15 protein-coding genes and 1 tRNA gene are annotated in these 15,280 nt (G+C 73.0%); 10 read left to right on the top strand and 6 right to left on the bottom strand.

Annotated features, from left to right (window positions below):
- Positions 1 to 103: 103 nt before the first annotated feature.
- A tRNA-Glu gene (locus tag ACF9IK_RS08775) sits at positions 104 to 175 on the top strand.
- A gap of 208 nt (positions 176 to 383) precedes the next feature.
- On the opposite strand, the gene ACF9IK_RS08770 is transcribed toward ACF9IK_RS08775, so the two are convergent.
- Complete coding sequence (locus ACF9IK_RS08770) at positions 384 to 626, bottom strand: DUF397 domain-containing protein (protein WP_395293682.1); 243 nt, start codon at positions 624 to 626, stop codon at positions 384 to 386.
- Positions 623 to 1,504, bottom strand: a complete 882-nt coding sequence (locus tag ACF9IK_RS08765; RefSeq protein ID WP_395293681.1) for a helix-turn-helix domain-containing protein — start codon at positions 1,502 to 1,504, stop codon at positions 623 to 625. Before ACF9IK_RS08765 ends, ACF9IK_RS08770 begins: the two co-directional genes overlap by 4 nt.
- Before the next feature lie 127 nt (positions 1,505 to 1,631).
- Between ACF9IK_RS08765 and ACF9IK_RS08760 the strand changes: the two genes are divergently transcribed.
- The 3 genes from ACF9IK_RS08760 to ACF9IK_RS08750 all read left to right on the top strand — a co-directional run bounded on the left by ACF9IK_RS08760 (position 1,632) and on the right by ACF9IK_RS08750 (position 3,853).
- Positions 1,632 to 2,108, top strand: coding sequence for an ATP-binding protein (locus tag ACF9IK_RS08760; RefSeq protein ID WP_395293680.1), 477 nt, complete (start codon positions 1,632 to 1,634; stop codon positions 2,106 to 2,108).
- A gap of 301 nt (positions 2,109 to 2,409) precedes the next feature.
- On the top strand, positions 2,410 to 2,838 hold the full coding sequence (locus tag ACF9IK_RS08755; RefSeq protein ID WP_395293679.1) for a nuclear transport factor 2 family protein: 429 nt from the start codon (positions 2,410 to 2,412) through the stop codon (positions 2,836 to 2,838).
- An 85-nt stretch (positions 2,839 to 2,923) separates the two neighbouring features.
- Positions 2,924 to 3,853: a PhzF family phenazine biosynthesis protein gene (locus ACF9IK_RS08750; RefSeq protein WP_395293678.1), complete on the top strand. Its 930-nt coding sequence runs from the start codon at positions 2,924 to 2,926 to the stop codon at positions 3,851 to 3,853.
- Between the two features lie 40 nt (positions 3,854 to 3,893).
- Here ACF9IK_RS08750 and ACF9IK_RS08745 read toward each other — a convergent pair whose 3' ends face one another.
- From ACF9IK_RS08745 to ACF9IK_RS08730, 4 genes are all read right to left on the bottom strand, one after another.
- Complete coding sequence (locus tag ACF9IK_RS08745; protein ID WP_395293677.1) at positions 3,894 to 4,670, bottom strand: class I SAM-dependent methyltransferase; 777 nt, start codon at positions 4,668 to 4,670, stop codon at positions 3,894 to 3,896.
- Between the two features lie 130 nt (positions 4,671 to 4,800).
- Entirely contained in the window at positions 4,801 to 5,340 is a 540-nt protein-coding gene (locus ACF9IK_RS08740; protein ID WP_395293676.1) for a GNAT family N-acetyltransferase, read from the bottom strand.
- 314 nt (positions 5,341 to 5,654) lie between these two features.
- Positions 5,655 to 6,092: a protein-tyrosine phosphatase family protein gene (locus ACF9IK_RS08735; RefSeq protein WP_395293675.1), complete on the bottom strand. Its 438-nt coding sequence runs from the start codon at positions 6,090 to 6,092 to the stop codon at positions 5,655 to 5,657.
- Positions 6,089 to 7,330 carry an ATP-grasp domain-containing protein gene (locus ACF9IK_RS08730; RefSeq protein WP_395293674.1) on the bottom strand — a complete coding sequence of 414 codons (1,242 nt, stop codon included), beginning with the start codon at positions 7,328 to 7,330 and terminating at the stop codon, positions 6,089 to 6,091. The genes ACF9IK_RS08735 and ACF9IK_RS08730 overlap by 4 nt, the downstream gene beginning before the upstream one ends.
- A 280-nt stretch (positions 7,331 to 7,610) precedes the next feature.
- Here ACF9IK_RS08730 and ACF9IK_RS08725 point away from each other — a divergent pair, with 280 nt between their 5' ends.
- The 6 genes from ACF9IK_RS08725 (at position 7,611) to ACF9IK_RS08700 (ending at position 15,251) form a co-directional block, all read left to right on the top strand.
- Positions 7,611 to 8,891: an MFS transporter gene (locus tag ACF9IK_RS08725; protein WP_395293673.1), complete on the top strand. Its 1,281-nt coding sequence runs from the start codon at positions 7,611 to 7,613 to the stop codon at positions 8,889 to 8,891.
- A 502-nt stretch (positions 8,892 to 9,393) separates the two neighbouring features.
- A complete protein-coding gene (locus tag ACF9IK_RS08720; RefSeq protein ID WP_255752295.1) occupies positions 9,394 to 9,717 on the top strand; it encodes a 2Fe-2S iron-sulfur cluster-binding protein in 324 nt (107 codons plus the stop codon).
- Positions 9,718 to 9,740: 23 nt separating this feature from the next.
- A complete protein-coding gene (locus ACF9IK_RS08715) occupies positions 9,741 to 10,541 on the top strand; it encodes a 2OG-Fe dioxygenase family protein (RefSeq protein WP_395293672.1) in 801 nt (266 codons plus the stop codon).
- Positions 10,538 to 11,428 (top strand): sugar phosphate isomerase/epimerase family protein, encoded by an 891-nt coding sequence (locus ACF9IK_RS08710; RefSeq protein ID WP_395293671.1) that lies wholly within the window; start codon positions 10,538 to 10,540, stop codon positions 11,426 to 11,428. Before ACF9IK_RS08715 ends, ACF9IK_RS08710 begins: the two co-directional genes overlap by 4 nt.
- Entirely contained in the window at positions 11,425 to 12,759 is a 1,335-nt protein-coding gene (locus ACF9IK_RS08705) for a hypothetical protein (RefSeq protein WP_395293670.1), read from the top strand. The genes ACF9IK_RS08710 and ACF9IK_RS08705 overlap by 4 nt, the downstream gene beginning before the upstream one ends.
- Positions 12,756 to 15,251: an ATP-grasp domain-containing protein gene (locus ACF9IK_RS08700; RefSeq protein WP_395293669.1), complete on the top strand. Its 2,496-nt coding sequence runs from the start codon at positions 12,756 to 12,758 to the stop codon at positions 15,249 to 15,251. The genes ACF9IK_RS08705 and ACF9IK_RS08700 overlap by 4 nt, the downstream gene beginning before the upstream one ends.
- Positions 15,252 to 15,280: the final 29 nt, after the last annotated feature.

Raw genomic sequence — 15,280 nt, 5'->3', positions numbered from 1 at the left:
CCCGGACCGGATCGAGGCCCGATTTCACGTACTGATCAGCTGCTGGTAGGTTTACCTCGTCGACGGGACGAGAGCGCGGAAGCGGTCGAGGACCGGCGGTCAGGCGTCGGTGGTGCAGCGGTAGCACGCCCACTTTCAGTGGGAGGGGTTCGTTCAATTCGGGCCCGGCGCTCCAATTGAGCAGGGGCGGAAGTCGGTTTCGACTTCCGCCCCTGCTGTTGTTCGCGACGGCCTGCCTCGGGGCGCAGGCGACCGAGCCGCACGGCGCCCGACCGGTGAGCCGTCGCCCCCGTACAGAAGGACGGCGTACGCTCCAGGGCGACGAGTCCACCCACACCAACGGCTCGTCGCTGCACAGCGGCGGGCCGTTTGGGGAGTGGTGCTCAGACCTTGGCGGTGGCGGCGTAGGTGAGGAAGGCCTGCCAGGCGGTGGGGTCGAAGGTGAGGTGGGGGCCGGCCTTGTCCTTGGAATCACGGACGAGGACGGCGGTGGTGGTTTCGGCGACCTCGACGCACGCGCCGCCTTCGTTGCTGCTGTAGCTGCTCTTGCGCCAGGCGATCTCGATGCACTCGCCGCCCTCGTTGCTGCTGTAGCTGTTCTTGAACCAGGCCAGTTCCGTGCTCATCGCTCTCCCAGCATCTTCTCGATCAAGGTCAGGGACTCCTGCGGAGTGTGGGCCTGCGCCCTGAGCGTGCCGTACCGTGCATTCAGGATTCGTACCTCGTCCTGATCTGTGATCAGCCTACTGCTCGTCTGGACTTCGATGTAGCCGTTCTGAGGCTGCCCTTTGGGGGTGATCAGGATGAATGGGCCACCCATGCCGGCGTGTTCGGCTTTGTCCAGCGGCAGCACCTGGATCACCATGCCGCGGGCCTGCCCTACCTCCAAAAGCCTGCGAAGTTGTGCCGCGTGCACGTCCCAGCCGCCCAGCGGTCTACGCAGCACGCTCTCGTCGATCACCCAGCTGAAGATGGCCCGGGGCCATCGGGTGAGGATCTCCTGTCGCGCCATTCGGGCCGCCACCCGAATTTCGATCACCTCTTCCGAAAGTAGCGGCTGCCGCATCTCGTAGAGCGCCCGAGCGTGGGCCTCAGTTTGCAGCAGGCCAGGGATCAGAAGCGTGCTGAAGTCGTGCAGTTCGATGGCCTCCTCCTCCAGACCCGCGTAGTCCCTGAACCACGCCGGGTGCCGCACGCGGGCCTTGGCCTTCGCGCGCTGGACGTCGTCCTTCGCGATGCTCAACATCCCGCCCGCGTCCAGCAGTTTGTCCGCCGCGTCCAGCAACTCCGGCTGAGGCGTCCGCTTCCCCCGCTCCACCGCGCCGATCAGGGCCTCGGTGTAGCCGACGTGGCCGGCCAGCTCCTTCTGCGTCATCCCCGCGCGCTCGCGCAGCAGCTTGATCTGCTTGCCGAGGGCGCGGAAGAAGTCCGATACCTCCGTGAGGTCTTCCGCCGATTCCGGTCGGGCCTCAGCGCTCGCCCCGCCACGCCGTACGTCACCCATTGCGACCACCCCTGAATCCAGGTCACGCCCAACGGCCCGAACAGGCCACCTTCCGCACCCGGACAGATACTGTGCGTACTCGCCGAATGCCTGGTCAGCCTACGTCCGTCCCACCACGCTTTGGCTCATGAAGTCCGAAATTGCCCTCGACACAACAGTGCCGCGCTCCCTCGTCGCGCTCCTCCCCGCTACCCCCAAGGGGGCTGCTCTCTGCCGGCGCACTGCGTGCCGCCAACTCGCCGACTGGGGAATCGAATCCGCGGCCTCGGGGCCGTTCCACTCCGCCCGGCTGGTCGTCGCCGAACTGGCTGCCAACGCCATCACCCACGGTCGCGCTCCCGGGCGCATGTTCGAGCTCGGCCTCGCCCTCACTCCCACCGCCGCGGGTGACGCCCTGCTGCGCATCGAGGTCTCGGACTGCCGGGGCGACCGCTACCCCGCCCCTCCCGCCATCACCTCCGCCAACTCCCAGTCCGGGCGCGGTCTGATGCTCATCGACGCCCTCACCGACCGCTGGGGCGCCGTCCCCCGTCCGCCGGGCGGCAAGACCGTCTGGGCCGAGATCGACCTGCCCGCCGCCACCTCCGCCGCCCATGTCGCCTGAGCGTTACCACGACACCACCAGGGCCGCCGTTCTCACCGTCCTCCCGCTCGCGCTCCTCCTCGCCCTGATCGCGTGGGCCCTTCCGCCCGGCACCCGCTCCCACTGGCAGCCTCCTCCGGCCATCACCACCCCGACTGCAGCCCCAACTCCTACCCGCTGAAAGCGACGCAGGAAGTCGGCCCCTCCGACTTCCTGCGCGTTCCCACATCTCAAAGTTCGGATCATTGATGGGCCTCGCGGCCCCGAACGTGCTTTCATGGGCTCGTCACAACTTGCTCAACATTCACGGGGGGAACGGGAAATGAGCACCAAGGACCCGAAAGCCGAGGTCATCGAGCGCTTCTTCGCCGCCTACGCGGCCGGCGACGTCGAGGCCATGAGCGCGGTCCTCGCCGAGGACATCGCGTGGACCATTCCGGGCCGGCACCCGCTCTCCGGCACCAAGCACGGGATCGCCGAGGTCCGCAGCTTCTTCGACCAGCTCGGCAAGGCCGGCTTCCAGGCCGAGCCGGTCTTCTTCGGCACCAACGACGAGTACGTCGTCGACGTCCACCGGGGCTACAGCACGCAGGGTGTCGGCAGGGTCGACACGCTCTGGGCGCTGGTGTGGCACTTCAACGCCGAGGGCAAGATCGACCGCGTGATCAACCTCAGCGGGGACCAGCACCAGATGGACAACTTCATCTGGGACAACTTCACGCTCGCCCCGCTCCCCGACCGCCTGGGCTGACCCAGGCACGAGGCGGCGGGTGCGGCTCACCCGCCGCCTCAACTCGGGCTCCCCGCAACGGGCATATGCGGCCTAGGATTGCCGCGTGTTCGATGCCATCGTCGCCGCGGACGTGAGCGGCCTGCCCGTCACCCTCGTGCACGCGTGCCAGCGCGCCGGCCGGGGTGGCAGTCCCACGGCCGTCGTCGACGAGTCGTCCCTCGGCGGCCTCCGCGGCCCCGGCTCCCTCAGCGACGAGCAGCGCCGTACCGTCCCCGGGCTCACGGGGGCCTCGCACGCCGTCTTCGTCTCGTCCGGCGCCGACGTCTCGCTCCGCTTCTTCACCACCACCGGGGAGCTTCCGGGCTGCGGCCACGGGACCGTCGCCGCCCTGGCGTTCCTCGCCGCCCGCGCAGGCCGGTCCGACTACCGGGCCGTCCTCCGCACGAGAGGCGGCTCCTTCGCCGGCCGGGTCACCCGTGCGCACGGCGAGTACGACGCCGCGTTCGAGCCGGGACCGGTCACCCTGCGGGAGCCTGCGCACGGCGAACCGGACGCCGTCCTTGACGCGTTGGGCGTCGCCGCGGACGCGGTCGTCCCCGGCAGCCGGATCGCCACCCTCGGCCGGCCGCGGCTCCTTCTCCCGGTGACCTCGCGGTCCGCGCTGGCCGCCGTGGCCCCGGACTTCGACCGGCTCCGCGCCGCCTGCGACAGGCTGGGCCTGCTGGGCTGCTACGTCCACTGCGAGACTGGCAACAGTGGTGGGCCGGGCGCGAGCGGCCCGTCCGGCGCGGCCGGGATCCGCTTCGCGGCCCGGATGTTCGCGCCGTCCATCGGTGTCCCCGAGGACGTGGCCAACGCCAACAGCACCGCCTGTCTCGCCGCCCATCTCGCCCGCGAGGGCCGGCTCGGCGCCGGAGCCGGCGGCCGCATCGGAGTCGACATGGGCGACTCCCTCGGCACCCCGTCCACCATCACGGCCAGCGCGACCACGGTCGGCGGCGCCGCGACCCTCGGTCGGCGCGTCCGCCTCTGACCGCGGCGGCGCCCGGCGGCCCGCTCCGCTCGGGCCCGCCCTACGCCGGCTTCGCGGCGCGGAGCGAGTACACCTTCGGGACGCCCCCGCCGTCGGGGAGCCGGAAGTGGGCGTGGTCGTGCTCGTGCAGGAACTCCAGGCGCAGACCCGCGGCGACGAGCGCACTGACCACGTCGCCCAGGCCGTGCCGCCACTCGACCGTCACCGTGGCCGTGGTGGCGGCGTCCGGGTCGGCATACGTGCCGGGCTCGTCCCAGACGGTCGGCTCGCGCCGGAAGTAGTCCTCCTCGATCGTCCGGCCGTCCTCGCCGAGGACATCGGTGATCGGGTGGTACTCGGCCAGGTAGAGGAATCCGCCCGGGGCGACCAGGGCGGCCGCCGTCCGCGCCCAGCGGTCGACGTCCGGGAGCCAGCACAGAGCGCCGAAGCCGGTGTAGACGACGTCGAAGGTCCGCCCGTGCAGGGCCTCGACTGCGTCGTAGACGTCGGCCACGACGAACCGGGCGCCGTCAGCGCCGATCTTCGCGGCGAGGTCGCGAGCCGTCTCCACGGCCGGCGCGGAGAAGTCGAGACCGGTGACGGCGGCCCCGCGCCGGGCCCAGGAGAGCGTGTCCAGCCCGATGTGGCACTGGAGGTGGAGCAGCGTCCTCCCGTCGACGTCGCCGACCTCGGCGAGTTCGAAGCCGCGGAGCGAGTCGTTGCCCGCGACGAAGCCGGGCACGTCGTAGAAGTCGCCGGCCACGTGGATCGGTACGCGTTCGTCCCAGTTCGCGCGGTTGGCCGCGCGCCAGCCGGCCGGGTCCGAGGTGGTCGCCATGCCCGGCAACCTAACCAGGGGGCCGGGGGCCGTCCACTCGATTCGCGTCCCGGCGACGCACGGCGCGGGGCGTGACGCGGCGTCCGGACCAGTGGCCGGGCGGCGCGTCACCGCCGCGCCCGAGGCGGGATCAGATGCCGAACGCCGCGGCCCAGCGGACCAGGCCCGACGGAAGCGGGTGCCGGTCGTCGAGGGCCAGCGCCATCCAGGCCTCGTCGGGCTCGTCGATGCTCAGACGGATGCCGTGGGCGGAGGCCCGGACGAAGCCGAACCGCGGGTAGTACGTCGGGTGCCCGAGCAGGACGACGAACCGCTCGCCCATGCTCCGGGCGGCGTCGAGTCCGGCCCGCACGGCCGCGGACCCGGCGCCCGACAGCTGGTGATCCGGGTCGACCGACACCGGCCCCATGGCCAGCGCCGGGACGTCCCCGATGAAGGCACGGGTCAGCACGACGTGCCCGACGGGCGTGCCCGCGGGGTCGGCCGGGTCGGTGGCCACGACGGAGAGGCCGTCGATCCAGGCCTCGTCCCGGCGCAGCCCGTCGAGGAGATCGGCCTCGTGGAGCCGCCCGAACGCCGCGAGTGTCAGCGCCCGGACGGCCGGAACGTCCGCGGCGGTCTCGGTGCGGGTGAGCCAGGAACGGGCGTGGGCGGAGGAAGTGGAACGCATGGTGAAACCCTTCGAGGAAGGGCCCCGGCGCACCGCAGGCACGACGAGCGCGTTGCAGGTGCGGAAAGGTCAGACCAGGGCCCGGGAACGGAGAACAGCCGTCCGGTCGCCGCGCGGCATCGCCGGCGCAGCGGATCTCACCGCGGCCACGATCTCACCTTCCCCGTCTCTCTCGGTTTCCGGTCGCACAAGGAGGGCCCGACCGTAACACGGCCGCCGAGCGGGGCGCAGGGGATTTCCCGGACGGGCGGTGCGGCCGGGCCGCCGGTGCCGAGGCGTGGGCCGAGGCGTGGGCCGAGGCGTGGGCCGAGGCGTCAGCGGAACCGCTCCACGAACCGGCGCTGCCAGGGCGTCTCGACGGCGCGCCGGTCGTAGTGCTCCCGGACGTACGCCACCGCCTCGCCGGCCGGCACCCCGTCCAGGACGGCCAGGCAGGCGAGTGCCGTTCCGGTCCGTCCGCGGCCGCCGGCGCAGCCGAGCTCCACCCGCTGCCGGGCCGAGCGCCGCCAGGCGTCGCGCAGTGCCTCGGCGGCCTCGGCCGGGTCGCCGGGCAGGCGGAAGTCCGGCCAGCGGAGCCAGCGGCTCTCCCACGGCGGGCTCGCGGGCCGGCGGCCCAGCAGGTAGAGCCCGAAGTCGGGTTGTGGCCCGGGCAGCGGCGGTCTGCGCAGGCCGCGCCCGCGCACCAGCCGGCCGGAGGGCAGCGACAGCACCCCGGGCGCTGTCGGGTCCCAGGCGGCGCCGGGGGCGCTCATGCGGCGGCTTCGGCGTCCGCGGCGATCGCGACCGACGAGGCGAACCACTCCGCGCAGGCGGTCAGCCGTGCGGCCACCTCCGCGGAGTCGGCGCCCGTCACCACGATGTCCCCGGCACGGTCGAAGGACTTCACGGCAGGCCTGGAGAGCTCGCCGGGTCCGAGCTTCACGGTGGCGTCGACGACGCCGGGCCGGGCGCGGAGTCCGTCCGGGGAGGGTACCGAGCGGACCAGCCCGGCCGGGGCGGTGAGGAAGGCCCAGCCGAACGATCCGCCGGTCGTCTCCGCCACCTCGGGTGCCGGTGCGCCCAGCGTCGCGGCGGCCCAGTGCCGGTGCAGGTCGCCGCCGAACGCCCGGCGGGTCACCTCGTCGATCCGCCCGCCGCCGACCCGGCCGCCGCACTCGCCGAAGACCAGCGAACCGTCGGGCTGCTCGAACACCTCGATGTGGAACACGCCGTCGGTGTGGCCCAGGGCGGCCAGGACCTGCTCGACCAGGCGATGCGCCCGCGCGTACAGCTCCGGCTGTTCCGCGGCGGCGACGGAGACCGAGCCCACCAGCGCCCCGCTGTGCACGTCGATCACGTTGCGGAGGTAGCGGGAGGCACCCAGCAGCCGTATCCCTCCGTCGCGCACGACGCCGTCCAGGTGCAACTCGGCTCCGGGAACGAACTCCTCGACCAGCCACGGGCCGGTCGCAGCGGAGGCGGCCCAGGCCCGTGCCGCCTCGGGCGAGGCCAGCCGGGCGGTGTTCCGCGCCCCGGCACCCGCCAGCGGCTTGACCACGACGGGGAACCCGCCGACCCGCAGGGCCGCCTGCCCGACGCCCGCCGGGTCGTCGAAGGCCTCGCACCGGGCGGTGGTCACGCCGACCGCGCGGACGCGCTCCTTCTGCACGAACTTGTCCCGAAGTGCGATCGCGACCGAGACCGGGAGGGACCGGGCGCCACCGATCGCGCCGATGGCCGCGGCGGCCACGAGCGAGTACTCCTGGCCGCTGGTGACGAGGTCGAAGCCGTCGGGGGAGAGCCCGGCACGCCCGAGCGCGAAGAGCACCGACTCGACGTCACCGGCCTGGTCTGCCACCACGATCTCGGCGTCCGTGCCGCTGCGGGCCCGGTCCGCGTCGGTCGCGCTGACCGCGCAGACGACCGAGCAGCCTTCCGCCCGGAGGGCCTCGATCGCCACCGGCTTCCATCCGACCAGGAGGGCGCGGGGCGGTGGTGTGGTGCTGGGCAACGGGCTCTCCGGAACATCGGGATCGGTTTTCGAAGAGTCTGCACAACGGAGTTGGCAACGGTCAACGGCAGAATCGACGGGAACCGGGCGGATCCGATGGGGCGTCAACTGCATTTCCAATTCAGTGAAATCGGCGACCGTCCGCTCCTTGCCGCCCCGGTGGACGGTCCACTAGGGTTGGCCGCGGTCACGGGGGTGTGCGCGGCGACGGGGGTTCGGGCCGGTGGGAATTGTCGCTCGTATCGCGGCGGAGGTCGTCCCCGCAAAGCGCGGAAGCCGCATGCTGGTCGCCGGGGCGCTGGTCGACTCGTTCGGCAACGGGCTTTTCCTGGCCGCGTCCACGCTTTACTTCGTGGGCGTGCTGAGATTTCCCGCGGCCCAGGTCGCGACGACCCTTTCGGTCGCCGCGATTTTCGGCCTGCTCAGCCCGTTGCCGCTGGGGCACGTCGCCGACCGGTGGGGCGTGGTCCGCACCTACGTCGCGCTGATGTGGCTGCGTGGAGTGGGATTCGCCGCCTACGCGCTGATCCACGGCTTCGCCGGGTACGCCGTTCTCACCTGTGCACTCCTCGCGGCCGAGCGTGCCTGTTCGCCACTGCTCCAGGTGATCGTCTCCGGCGTGGCCGGGCAGGAGGAGCGGACCCGCACCCTGGCCTCGATCCGGGCGGTGCGCAACGCCGGCCTCACCGGCGGGCTGCTGGTGGCCGGGCTCGTGCTCGGCCTCCACGTCACCGCCGCGTTCCAGGCCGTGTTCCTGGTGGACGCGGTGTCCTTCCTGGTGATCGCGTGGATGGCGCTGTGGGCGGTCCGGGCCTCGGACGGGATACCGAGGGCGCCCGCCGCGGACGTGCGGTCCGGCGCCGCGCCGTACCGCGACCCGCGGTTCATGGTGTTCACGGTCTCCAACGGCGTGCTCTCGCTCTTCGACTCGCTGATCGTCGTCCTGCTGCCGATCTGGGTGGTGCAGCGCACCGAGCTGCCCCACGCCTGGCTCTCCGTCCTGCTCGCCGTCAACACCGTCCTCACGGTTCTGCTCCAGGCGTGGGTGCACCGCTTCGCGACCAGCGTCGACGGCTCGGTGCGGCTGCTGAGGGCCACGGCGCTGTCGCTGGTGATCGGCTGCGGGCTGTTCGCGGTCGCGGAGCGGGTGCCGGTGTGGGTCTGCCTGGTCTGCACGGTCGGCGCGGTGGTGGCGGTGACGGTCGGCGAGAACCTGCAGTCGGTGGCGGGCTGGGAGCTCTCGTACGTGCTCTCGCCGGCCGCGGCCAGGGCGCGCTATCTCGCCACGTTCAGCATGGGGATGACGGCCCAGCGGATCGTCGGGCCGACCCTCCTGGTGTCGGCCCTGCTGCCGCTGGGGTTCTGGGCCTGGGTGGTCCTCGCGGCGCTGTTCGCGGCGGCGTCGGCCGGCGCGGTGTGGTCCGGGAGGCCGGTCGCGGGGGCGGCCGCGGAGGGGCCGGCCTACGAGGGTCCCGGCGTCGAAGGGGAGCCCGCCGACGGGACCGCTCCGGCGGGTGGGGAGCGGGCGGCGGCCGAGCAGTCCGCTTCGCACTCGAAGTAGTCCCGGAACTGCGGCCACGGACCCTTCGAATTGGCTGTGACGCAGCCGACAATTGACACCGATCGGGTCCGACCGGTACGTGCCCGGCCATGGCCTGGCGGATCGTCAATTCGCGGTCTGGGAACCGTTGACACGCCAGTTCAGGGGCGGTTAGCGTGGCGCCGCGTCACCGAGTGGAGCCGGGGGGTTCGCGTGATGACGCTTGACGGAGTCGGCACCGAATTGGTGCCGCTTCTCGCGTGATTGAGACCGGCGCCGAATCCTCGGGCGCCGGATCGGATGTCGTCCCGTGGGGGCGGGCGACAGCTCCAGTCGTTTCCTGAGTACTGATTGCCTGTCAGAAACCGGACTCCGGCGGCCGTGTGTGCATTCACGCGGTCCGGCCGGATCCGGCCCGCAAGTCCTTTCGCCGGTGCCCCGCCGTGGGCACTCCCGGCACCCCCCGAACCCCGGGGGAAAGTGATTTGACGTTCCGTCATGACGAGAGTGAATTGCCGGCATCATGGCCAAGATCACCTATGTTGAACCCGATGGATCCCGATCCGTGCTGGACGTGCCGGTCGGTGTGACCGTCATGGACGCCGCTGTCGAGGAGGGAATCGACGGCATCGTCGGCCAGTGCGGCGGACGCATGGTCTGCGCGACCTGCCACGTGTTCGTCGAGGAGGTCGAGGGGGAGTCGCCGCCCGAGCCCGACGACGACGAGGACGAGATGCTCGACTACACCGCCGTGGAGCGCCGCCCGGAGAGCCGTCTGAGCTGCCAGCTGACCGTCGGCGACGGGCTCGGAGCCCTGGTCGTCCGACTGCCGGAAAGCCAGACCTGAGGCAGCACGACAAGCGAGGAACCATGCCCACCACACCCATGACCACACCGGACCCCGCGGTCGTGCCCCCTCTGCCGGCGAGCGCCGGCAGAGCGGCCCCCGCCGGGGCGCCGGAGACGGCCCCGTTCGCGCACTTCCCCTCCGACGTCCTGCGGGGAGCCCTCGACGGCGTTCCGCCGCAGGCCCTGGAGTCCTTCCTGGACTCCTGGAACGACCTCCCCGCCGACGAGTACCTCGGGACCGAGCGGCCCTACCGCTTCCGCCGGTACGGCAGGTTCCGGCTGCTGGACGAGGGCCTGGAGCCGCTGCCGCACGGCACGTTCCTCCAGGACCGGACGGTGAACAGCTTCGTCGGCGGAGTGCCCCGGCTGTTCGCGCCGCTGCACGACACCGTGGCCGCCGGCCCGGCGCTGCGCGCCGTCGTGCAGGCCTTCCGGGACCGCCTGCCCGGTCCCCGGCACACCGTCGACACCTGCGGCGTCCACCAGATCCGGGTGGTCGCCCTGCCCGACGCCGAGGGCGACCCGGCGCCGGAGGGGATCCACCAGGACGGGCACAGCTACGTCGCCCAGGTGCTCATCCGCCGCGAGGGAGTGGAGGGCGCGCAGTCGCGCCTGTACGACCTCGACCGGCGCGAGATCCACCGGGCGCTGCTCTCCGACCCGCTGGAGTCGATCGTCCTCGACGACCGCCGGGTCCTGCACGACGTCTCGCCGATCACCGCCGCCCGCGGTGCCGCCGTCGGCGTCCGGGACATGCTGCTCGTCGACTTCTTCGCCAGCTTCGACTCCAGCTTCGACTCCACGAAAGAGGTAGCCCTGTGACCGACATCCTCGACAGCAAGGCGCTGGTCCGCCCGCGCATCGGGTTCTCCACCAACATCTGGGACAACCCCGCCGAGATCGTTGAGCACATGGAGTTCCTGGCCGGGCACTTCACCGACATCGAGTTCGAGATCGCCGAGGAGGCGCAGGAGGTCCTCTTCGGGGCGACCGCGCCCGAGTACGAGAAGATCGTCGACGGCATGCGCTCGGTCATCGCGACCCGCGGCCTGGACGTGTCGGTGCACGCGGCCTGGTACGGGCCGCACACCGACCTGGTCTCGCCGGACGAGGACGAGCGCGCCGAGTCGGTCAACTACCTGCGCCGCGCCGTGCACTTCGCCGCCGACCTCGGCGTGCAGCGGGTCACCTACCACCCGGGCTACATGTCCCGGCGCAGCAACGACGTGCTGCTCGACGTGCTGCGCTCCTCGCTGGACAAGGTGCAGCCGCTGATCTCCAGCACCGGCATCCAGCTCTGCATCGAGAACATGGGCGCCAACCGCCCGCGCTACGTGGTCTTCACCCCCGAGGAGCACGTCGAGCTGTGCCGCAGCACCGGCACCTGGCTGACCCTGGACGTGCCGCACCTGGCCACCGTGCACCTGCCGCGCGGCGACTACGACGAGGCCCTGGCGACCGTCGCGCCGTACGTCCAGACGGCCCACATCGCCGACATCAAGGGCGCCGACCACACCCACATCCCCATCGGCGAGGGCGACTTCGACCTGTGGGGCTCGCTGGAGAAGCTGGGCGAGTACGGCTTCGGCGGCGCCGCGATCGTCGAGGAGTTCGCCAAGGGCTACAAGCCGGAGGACTACCTGGAGAAGGCCCTGGAGTTCCGCAGCCGCTGGGACGCCGAGGGCGCCCGGCTGCGAGGCGAGGGATGACGGCCTCCCTGGCCGTCGCCGGACCGGCGCAGGCGCGCCGGTCCGGCGCCCCCGCCGCCCCGGCGGCCGGCCTGCTCGCCGCCGTTCGCGCCGACGCCGACCGGATCTCCTCCACCGTCAACCTCGCCGCGTTCGAGAACGTGCTCTCGCGCACCGCCGAGCGCATGCTGCACAGCCCGCTGGCGAACCGCTACCTGATCGGCCACGAGCGGGAGCGCCGGGGCATGGACCCGCTGCTGCGCTCCGGCCTGCTGTCGGCCGCCTACCCCGGCGTCGACCGGCTGGAGCAGGCCGCCGTCGAGACGGCCCGGCGGCTGCTCGGCGCCGCCTGGGTGGACTTCCGGCCGCTGTCGGGGCTGCACGCCACGATGTCGGTCTTCGCGCTGCTCACCGAGCCGGGCGGGACGGTCTGGTCCATCGCCCCGGAGAACGGCGGCCACTTCGCGACCGGGCCGCTGCTGGAGTCGATGGGCCGGCGCAGCGCCTGCCTCCCGTGGTCCCGCGAGACGGGAACGGTCGACCTCGCCGCCTTCGCGGCGGCCTGGCGGAGGTGCCCGGGCGCCATGGTCTTCCTCGACCACGGCGTGCCGCTCGCGCCGCTGCCGCTGCGCGAGCTGCGGGCGATCGTCGGCCCCGGGGCCCTGCTGGTGTACGACGCCTCGCACACGCTGGGCCTGGTGGCGGGAGGTGAGTTCCAGGACCCGATCGGCGAGGGCTGCGACATCGTCCAGGGCAACACCCACAAGAGCTTCCCCGGCGCCCACAAGGGCCTGGTCGCCTTCGCCGACGCCGAGGCCGGCCGGAACTTCTCCGACCGCCTGGGGATGTCCCTGATCTCGTCCCAGCAGACCGGGCCGACCCTCGCCAACTACGTGACCACGCTGGAGATGGGCGTGCACGCCGCCGGGTACGCGCGGGACATGCTGGCGAACCGGGCCGCGCTGGCCCACGCGCTGGGCGAATCGGGCTTCACCGTGTACCGCCCGCCGGGGCGGGAGCAGGAGAGCGCGAGCCACGTCCTCCTGGTCGAGGCCCCGGAGCGGCCGGGGCGGGCGGGCGGCTACGAGCTCGCCGGCGCGTTGATGCGGGCCGGGCTGATGCTCAACGCCCGGCCGGTGGAGGGGCGGGTCGTGCTGCGGCTCGGGGTCCAGGAAGTGACCCGCCGGGGCATGGGGCCCGCCGAGATGTGGCGACTGGCGGACCTCATGGCGCGCGCCGCGACCGGGGGCGCGGCCCGTGAGACGGCGGACGAGGTGGCCGTCCTGGCCGGCTCGTTCGCCTCGGTGGCCTACGGATTCGACGACGCGGACGCGATGGAGGTCGCCCGATGACCGCACAGGACCTGGTGCTCTTCCTCGGCAACGCCCGGTACGGCGAGTTCGAGCCGCTCCGGGACGCCGGCTACCGGGTCGGTCTGATCCGCGACGTGCGCTCGCACGGCTGGTGCGCCGACGACGAGGCCTTCGACGTCGTCGTCCCCTGGGATCCCGCCGAGGGCGTCGAGCCGCTCGCGGCCCGGCTCGGCGAGGAACCGGGGGTCTGCGTGCTCAACCTGCGCGAGGCGTACGTCGAGCCGTACGCGCGGCTGCTGACGGTGCTCGGCCTGCCCGCGCTGCCGGAGGAGGAGGTCGCGGGCCTGCGCTCCAAGGAGCTGATGCGCCGGCTCTTCACCGAGCGGATCGGCGCGGACAGCACCGGCCGGTTCGGCCCCGCCGGGTCGGTGCAGGACGTCCTGGACTTCGGCGAGGCGCACGGGTGGCCGGTCGTGGTCAAGCCGGCGGCGCTCTACTCCAGCCTGTTCGTGCTCACGGTGCCCGGCCCGGAGGCCGCCGCCGAGACCTTCGACCACATCCGCAGGGGCGTGGCCGACCACGTCCGGGGCAAGGGACTGCCCGAGCGGTTCACGGCCCTGCAGGTCGAGGAGTTCCTGGCGGGCAGCAACCACTCGGTCGACCTCGTGGTCGACGGCGAGGGCACGCCGTGGCCGAGCCCGGTCGTCGACGTCCTCACCGGGGCGGACCTGGGCGGCGACGACTTCCACCACTTCGCCCGCTTCGCGCCCAGCCTGGCGGGCGAGGAGCACCGGCGGACGATGGCCGAGCTCGCGGTCGCCGCCGTGCGGGCCATGGGCCTGCGGTTGTGCGCCGCGCACGTCGAGTTCATCCTCACGGCGAAGGGGCCCCGGCTCCTGGAGGTCGGCGTCCGGCCCGGCGGTCACCGGGCGCGGGTGCTCCACCAGGCCCACGGGGTCTCCTTCATGGCCGCCTACGCGGCGGTGCTGCGCGGTGAGCGGCCGGACCTGGAGGCCCGCTTCGACCGGCCCTTCGGCATCGTCACCCCGTTCCCGCGCGTCACCGGCGTCTTCACCGGGCTGGACGGCTTCGACCGGGTCACCGCCCTGCCGACGTACGCCCGGCACAGCCTCTACCACGCCCCGGGGGTGATCGCCGGAACGGCGGCGGAGGGCCACTGGCAGGTCCTCTCCGCCGAACTGACCGCCGACGGCGCGGACGACCTGCAGCGGGACATCGGGGCGGTCTGGGGGATGGCCGACCTCGTCCTGACCCGCCCGCAGGGGGGAGCCGCGGAGCGCCGACGCGACCGTCCCCACCTCCTGGTCATCGGCGGCAAGGACTCCGGCTTCCGTTCGATGGCCGAGCTCGACGCGCGGATCACGCTCCTCCAGCAGCGCGCCGACCTGAGCGACCTCCAACGGGAGCGGGCGGACGGGCTGTTCGTCCAGGAGGAGCTGGGCGGCGGCTGGGCCCGCTCCCTGGCGGAGCTCCTGCACGGGGCGGGCGCCCCCTTCGACGCCGTGGTCTCCTTCGCGGAGCCGCACCTGCTCACCGCCGCACTGATCGGGGAGAGCCTGGGCGTCGCGCACAACCCGGTGCCGGCCGTCGAGCGCAGCCGGGACAAGACCCGGATGCGCGCGCTGCTCGCCGATCACGGCCTGCCGTCCGTGCGCTACCGGGCCTGCGGCGCCGCCGACGAGGCGGCCGCCTTCCAGCGGGAGCTCGGCGCCCCCGTCATCGTCAAGCCCGCGGACGGTTCCGGCAGCCGCGGCGTGACGCTGGCCCGCAGCCCCGGGGAGGCGGCCGCGGCGTGGCGGCGGGCCGCGGTGGCCGGCGGCACGGTGCTCGCCGAGGAGTTCGTCACGGGACGGGAGCTGAGCGTCGAGACGCTCACCCTGGACGGCAAGCACGAGCTGGTGGCGGTCACCGAGAAGCTCACCTCGGGCGCGCCCTCCTTCGTCGAGACCGGGCACCAGCTCCCGGCCGCCCTCGACACCGGTGCGGCGCAGGCCGTCGAGGGGACGGTCGTCGCGCTGCTCGACGCGCTGGGGCACCGCTGGGGGCCCGCCCACACCGAGGTGATGCTGCGGTCGGACGGCTCGCCGGTCGTGATCGAGACCCAGACCCGCTTCGGCGGGGACCAGATCTGGGAGATGGTGGAGCTGGTCACCGGCGTGCCGCTGGCCGCCGCCACGGCCGCCGGGATGCTCGGCCTCGACGGGCAGGTCCGCCGCGCGCCGGTCGGTGGCGCCGCCGCCATCCGGTTCTTCGCCCACGAGAACGTCGAGGTCCTGGCCGTCGACGGGGTCGACGCCGCCGGGGGACTCCCCGGCGTCGTCACCGTGAAGGCCGCGGCGGAGCCCGGCCGCCGACTCGGCCCGCTGACCGGATCCGGCAGCCGTCAGGGGTACGTCCTGGCCGTGGGCGCCGACCGCGACGAGGCCGTCACCCGGGCGGAGACGGCGTGGCGGGCCGTCGACTTCCGGCTCGCCCCGGTGGCCGACGGCGGAGCGCACCCGGCACCCTGACCCGGCCGGGTCGGCGTCGCCCGGACACA

This window comes from Kitasatospora hibisci, from assembly GCF_043950205.1.
Classification (GTDB): Bacteria; Actinomycetota; Actinomycetes; order Streptomycetales; family Streptomycetaceae; genus Kitasatospora; species Kitasatospora hibisci.
Note: the sequence above shows the minus strand (reverse complement) of the source record. Positions and strands in the feature narration are given on the sequence as shown.

Bases quoted from the DNA above. Each gene is read 5' to 3' on its own strand.
- ACF9IK_RS08770 (WP_395293682.1), bottom strand. From the start codon at position 626: ATGAGCACGGAACTGGCCTGGTTCAAGAACAGCTACAGCAGCAACGAG.
- ACF9IK_RS08765 (WP_395293681.1), bottom strand. From the start codon at position 1,504: ATGGGTGACGTACGGCGTGGCGGGGCGAGCGCTGAGGCCCGACCGGAA.
- ACF9IK_RS08760 (WP_395293680.1), top strand. From the start codon at position 1,632: ATGAAGTCCGAAATTGCCCTCGACACAACAGTGCCGCGCTCCCTCGTC.
- ACF9IK_RS08755 (WP_395293679.1), top strand. From the start codon at position 2,410: ATGAGCACCAAGGACCCGAAAGCCGAGGTCATCGAGCGCTTCTTCGCC.
- ACF9IK_RS08745 (WP_395293677.1), bottom strand. From the start codon at position 4,670: ATGGCGACCACCTCGGACCCGGCCGGCTGGCGCGCGGCCAACCGCGCG.
- ACF9IK_RS08740 (WP_395293676.1), bottom strand. From the start codon at position 5,340: ATGCGTTCCACTTCCTCCGCCCACGCCCGTTCCTGGCTCACCCGCACC.
- ACF9IK_RS08735 (WP_395293675.1), bottom strand. From the start codon at position 6,092: ATGAGCGCCCCCGGCGCCGCCTGGGACCCGACAGCGCCCGGGGTGCTG.
- ACF9IK_RS08725 (WP_395293673.1), top strand. From the start codon at position 7,611: ATGCTGGTCGCCGGGGCGCTGGTCGACTCGTTCGGCAACGGGCTTTTC.
- ACF9IK_RS08720 (WP_255752295.1), top strand. From the start codon at position 9,394: ATGGCCAAGATCACCTATGTTGAACCCGATGGATCCCGATCCGTGCTG.
- ACF9IK_RS08715 (WP_395293672.1), top strand. From the start codon at position 9,741: ATGCCCACCACACCCATGACCACACCGGACCCCGCGGTCGTGCCCCCT.
- ACF9IK_RS08705 (WP_395293670.1), top strand. From the start codon at position 11,425: ATGACGGCCTCCCTGGCCGTCGCCGGACCGGCGCAGGCGCGCCGGTCC.
- ACF9IK_RS08700 (WP_395293669.1), top strand. From the start codon at position 12,756: ATGACCGCACAGGACCTGGTGCTCTTCCTCGGCAACGCCCGGTACGGC.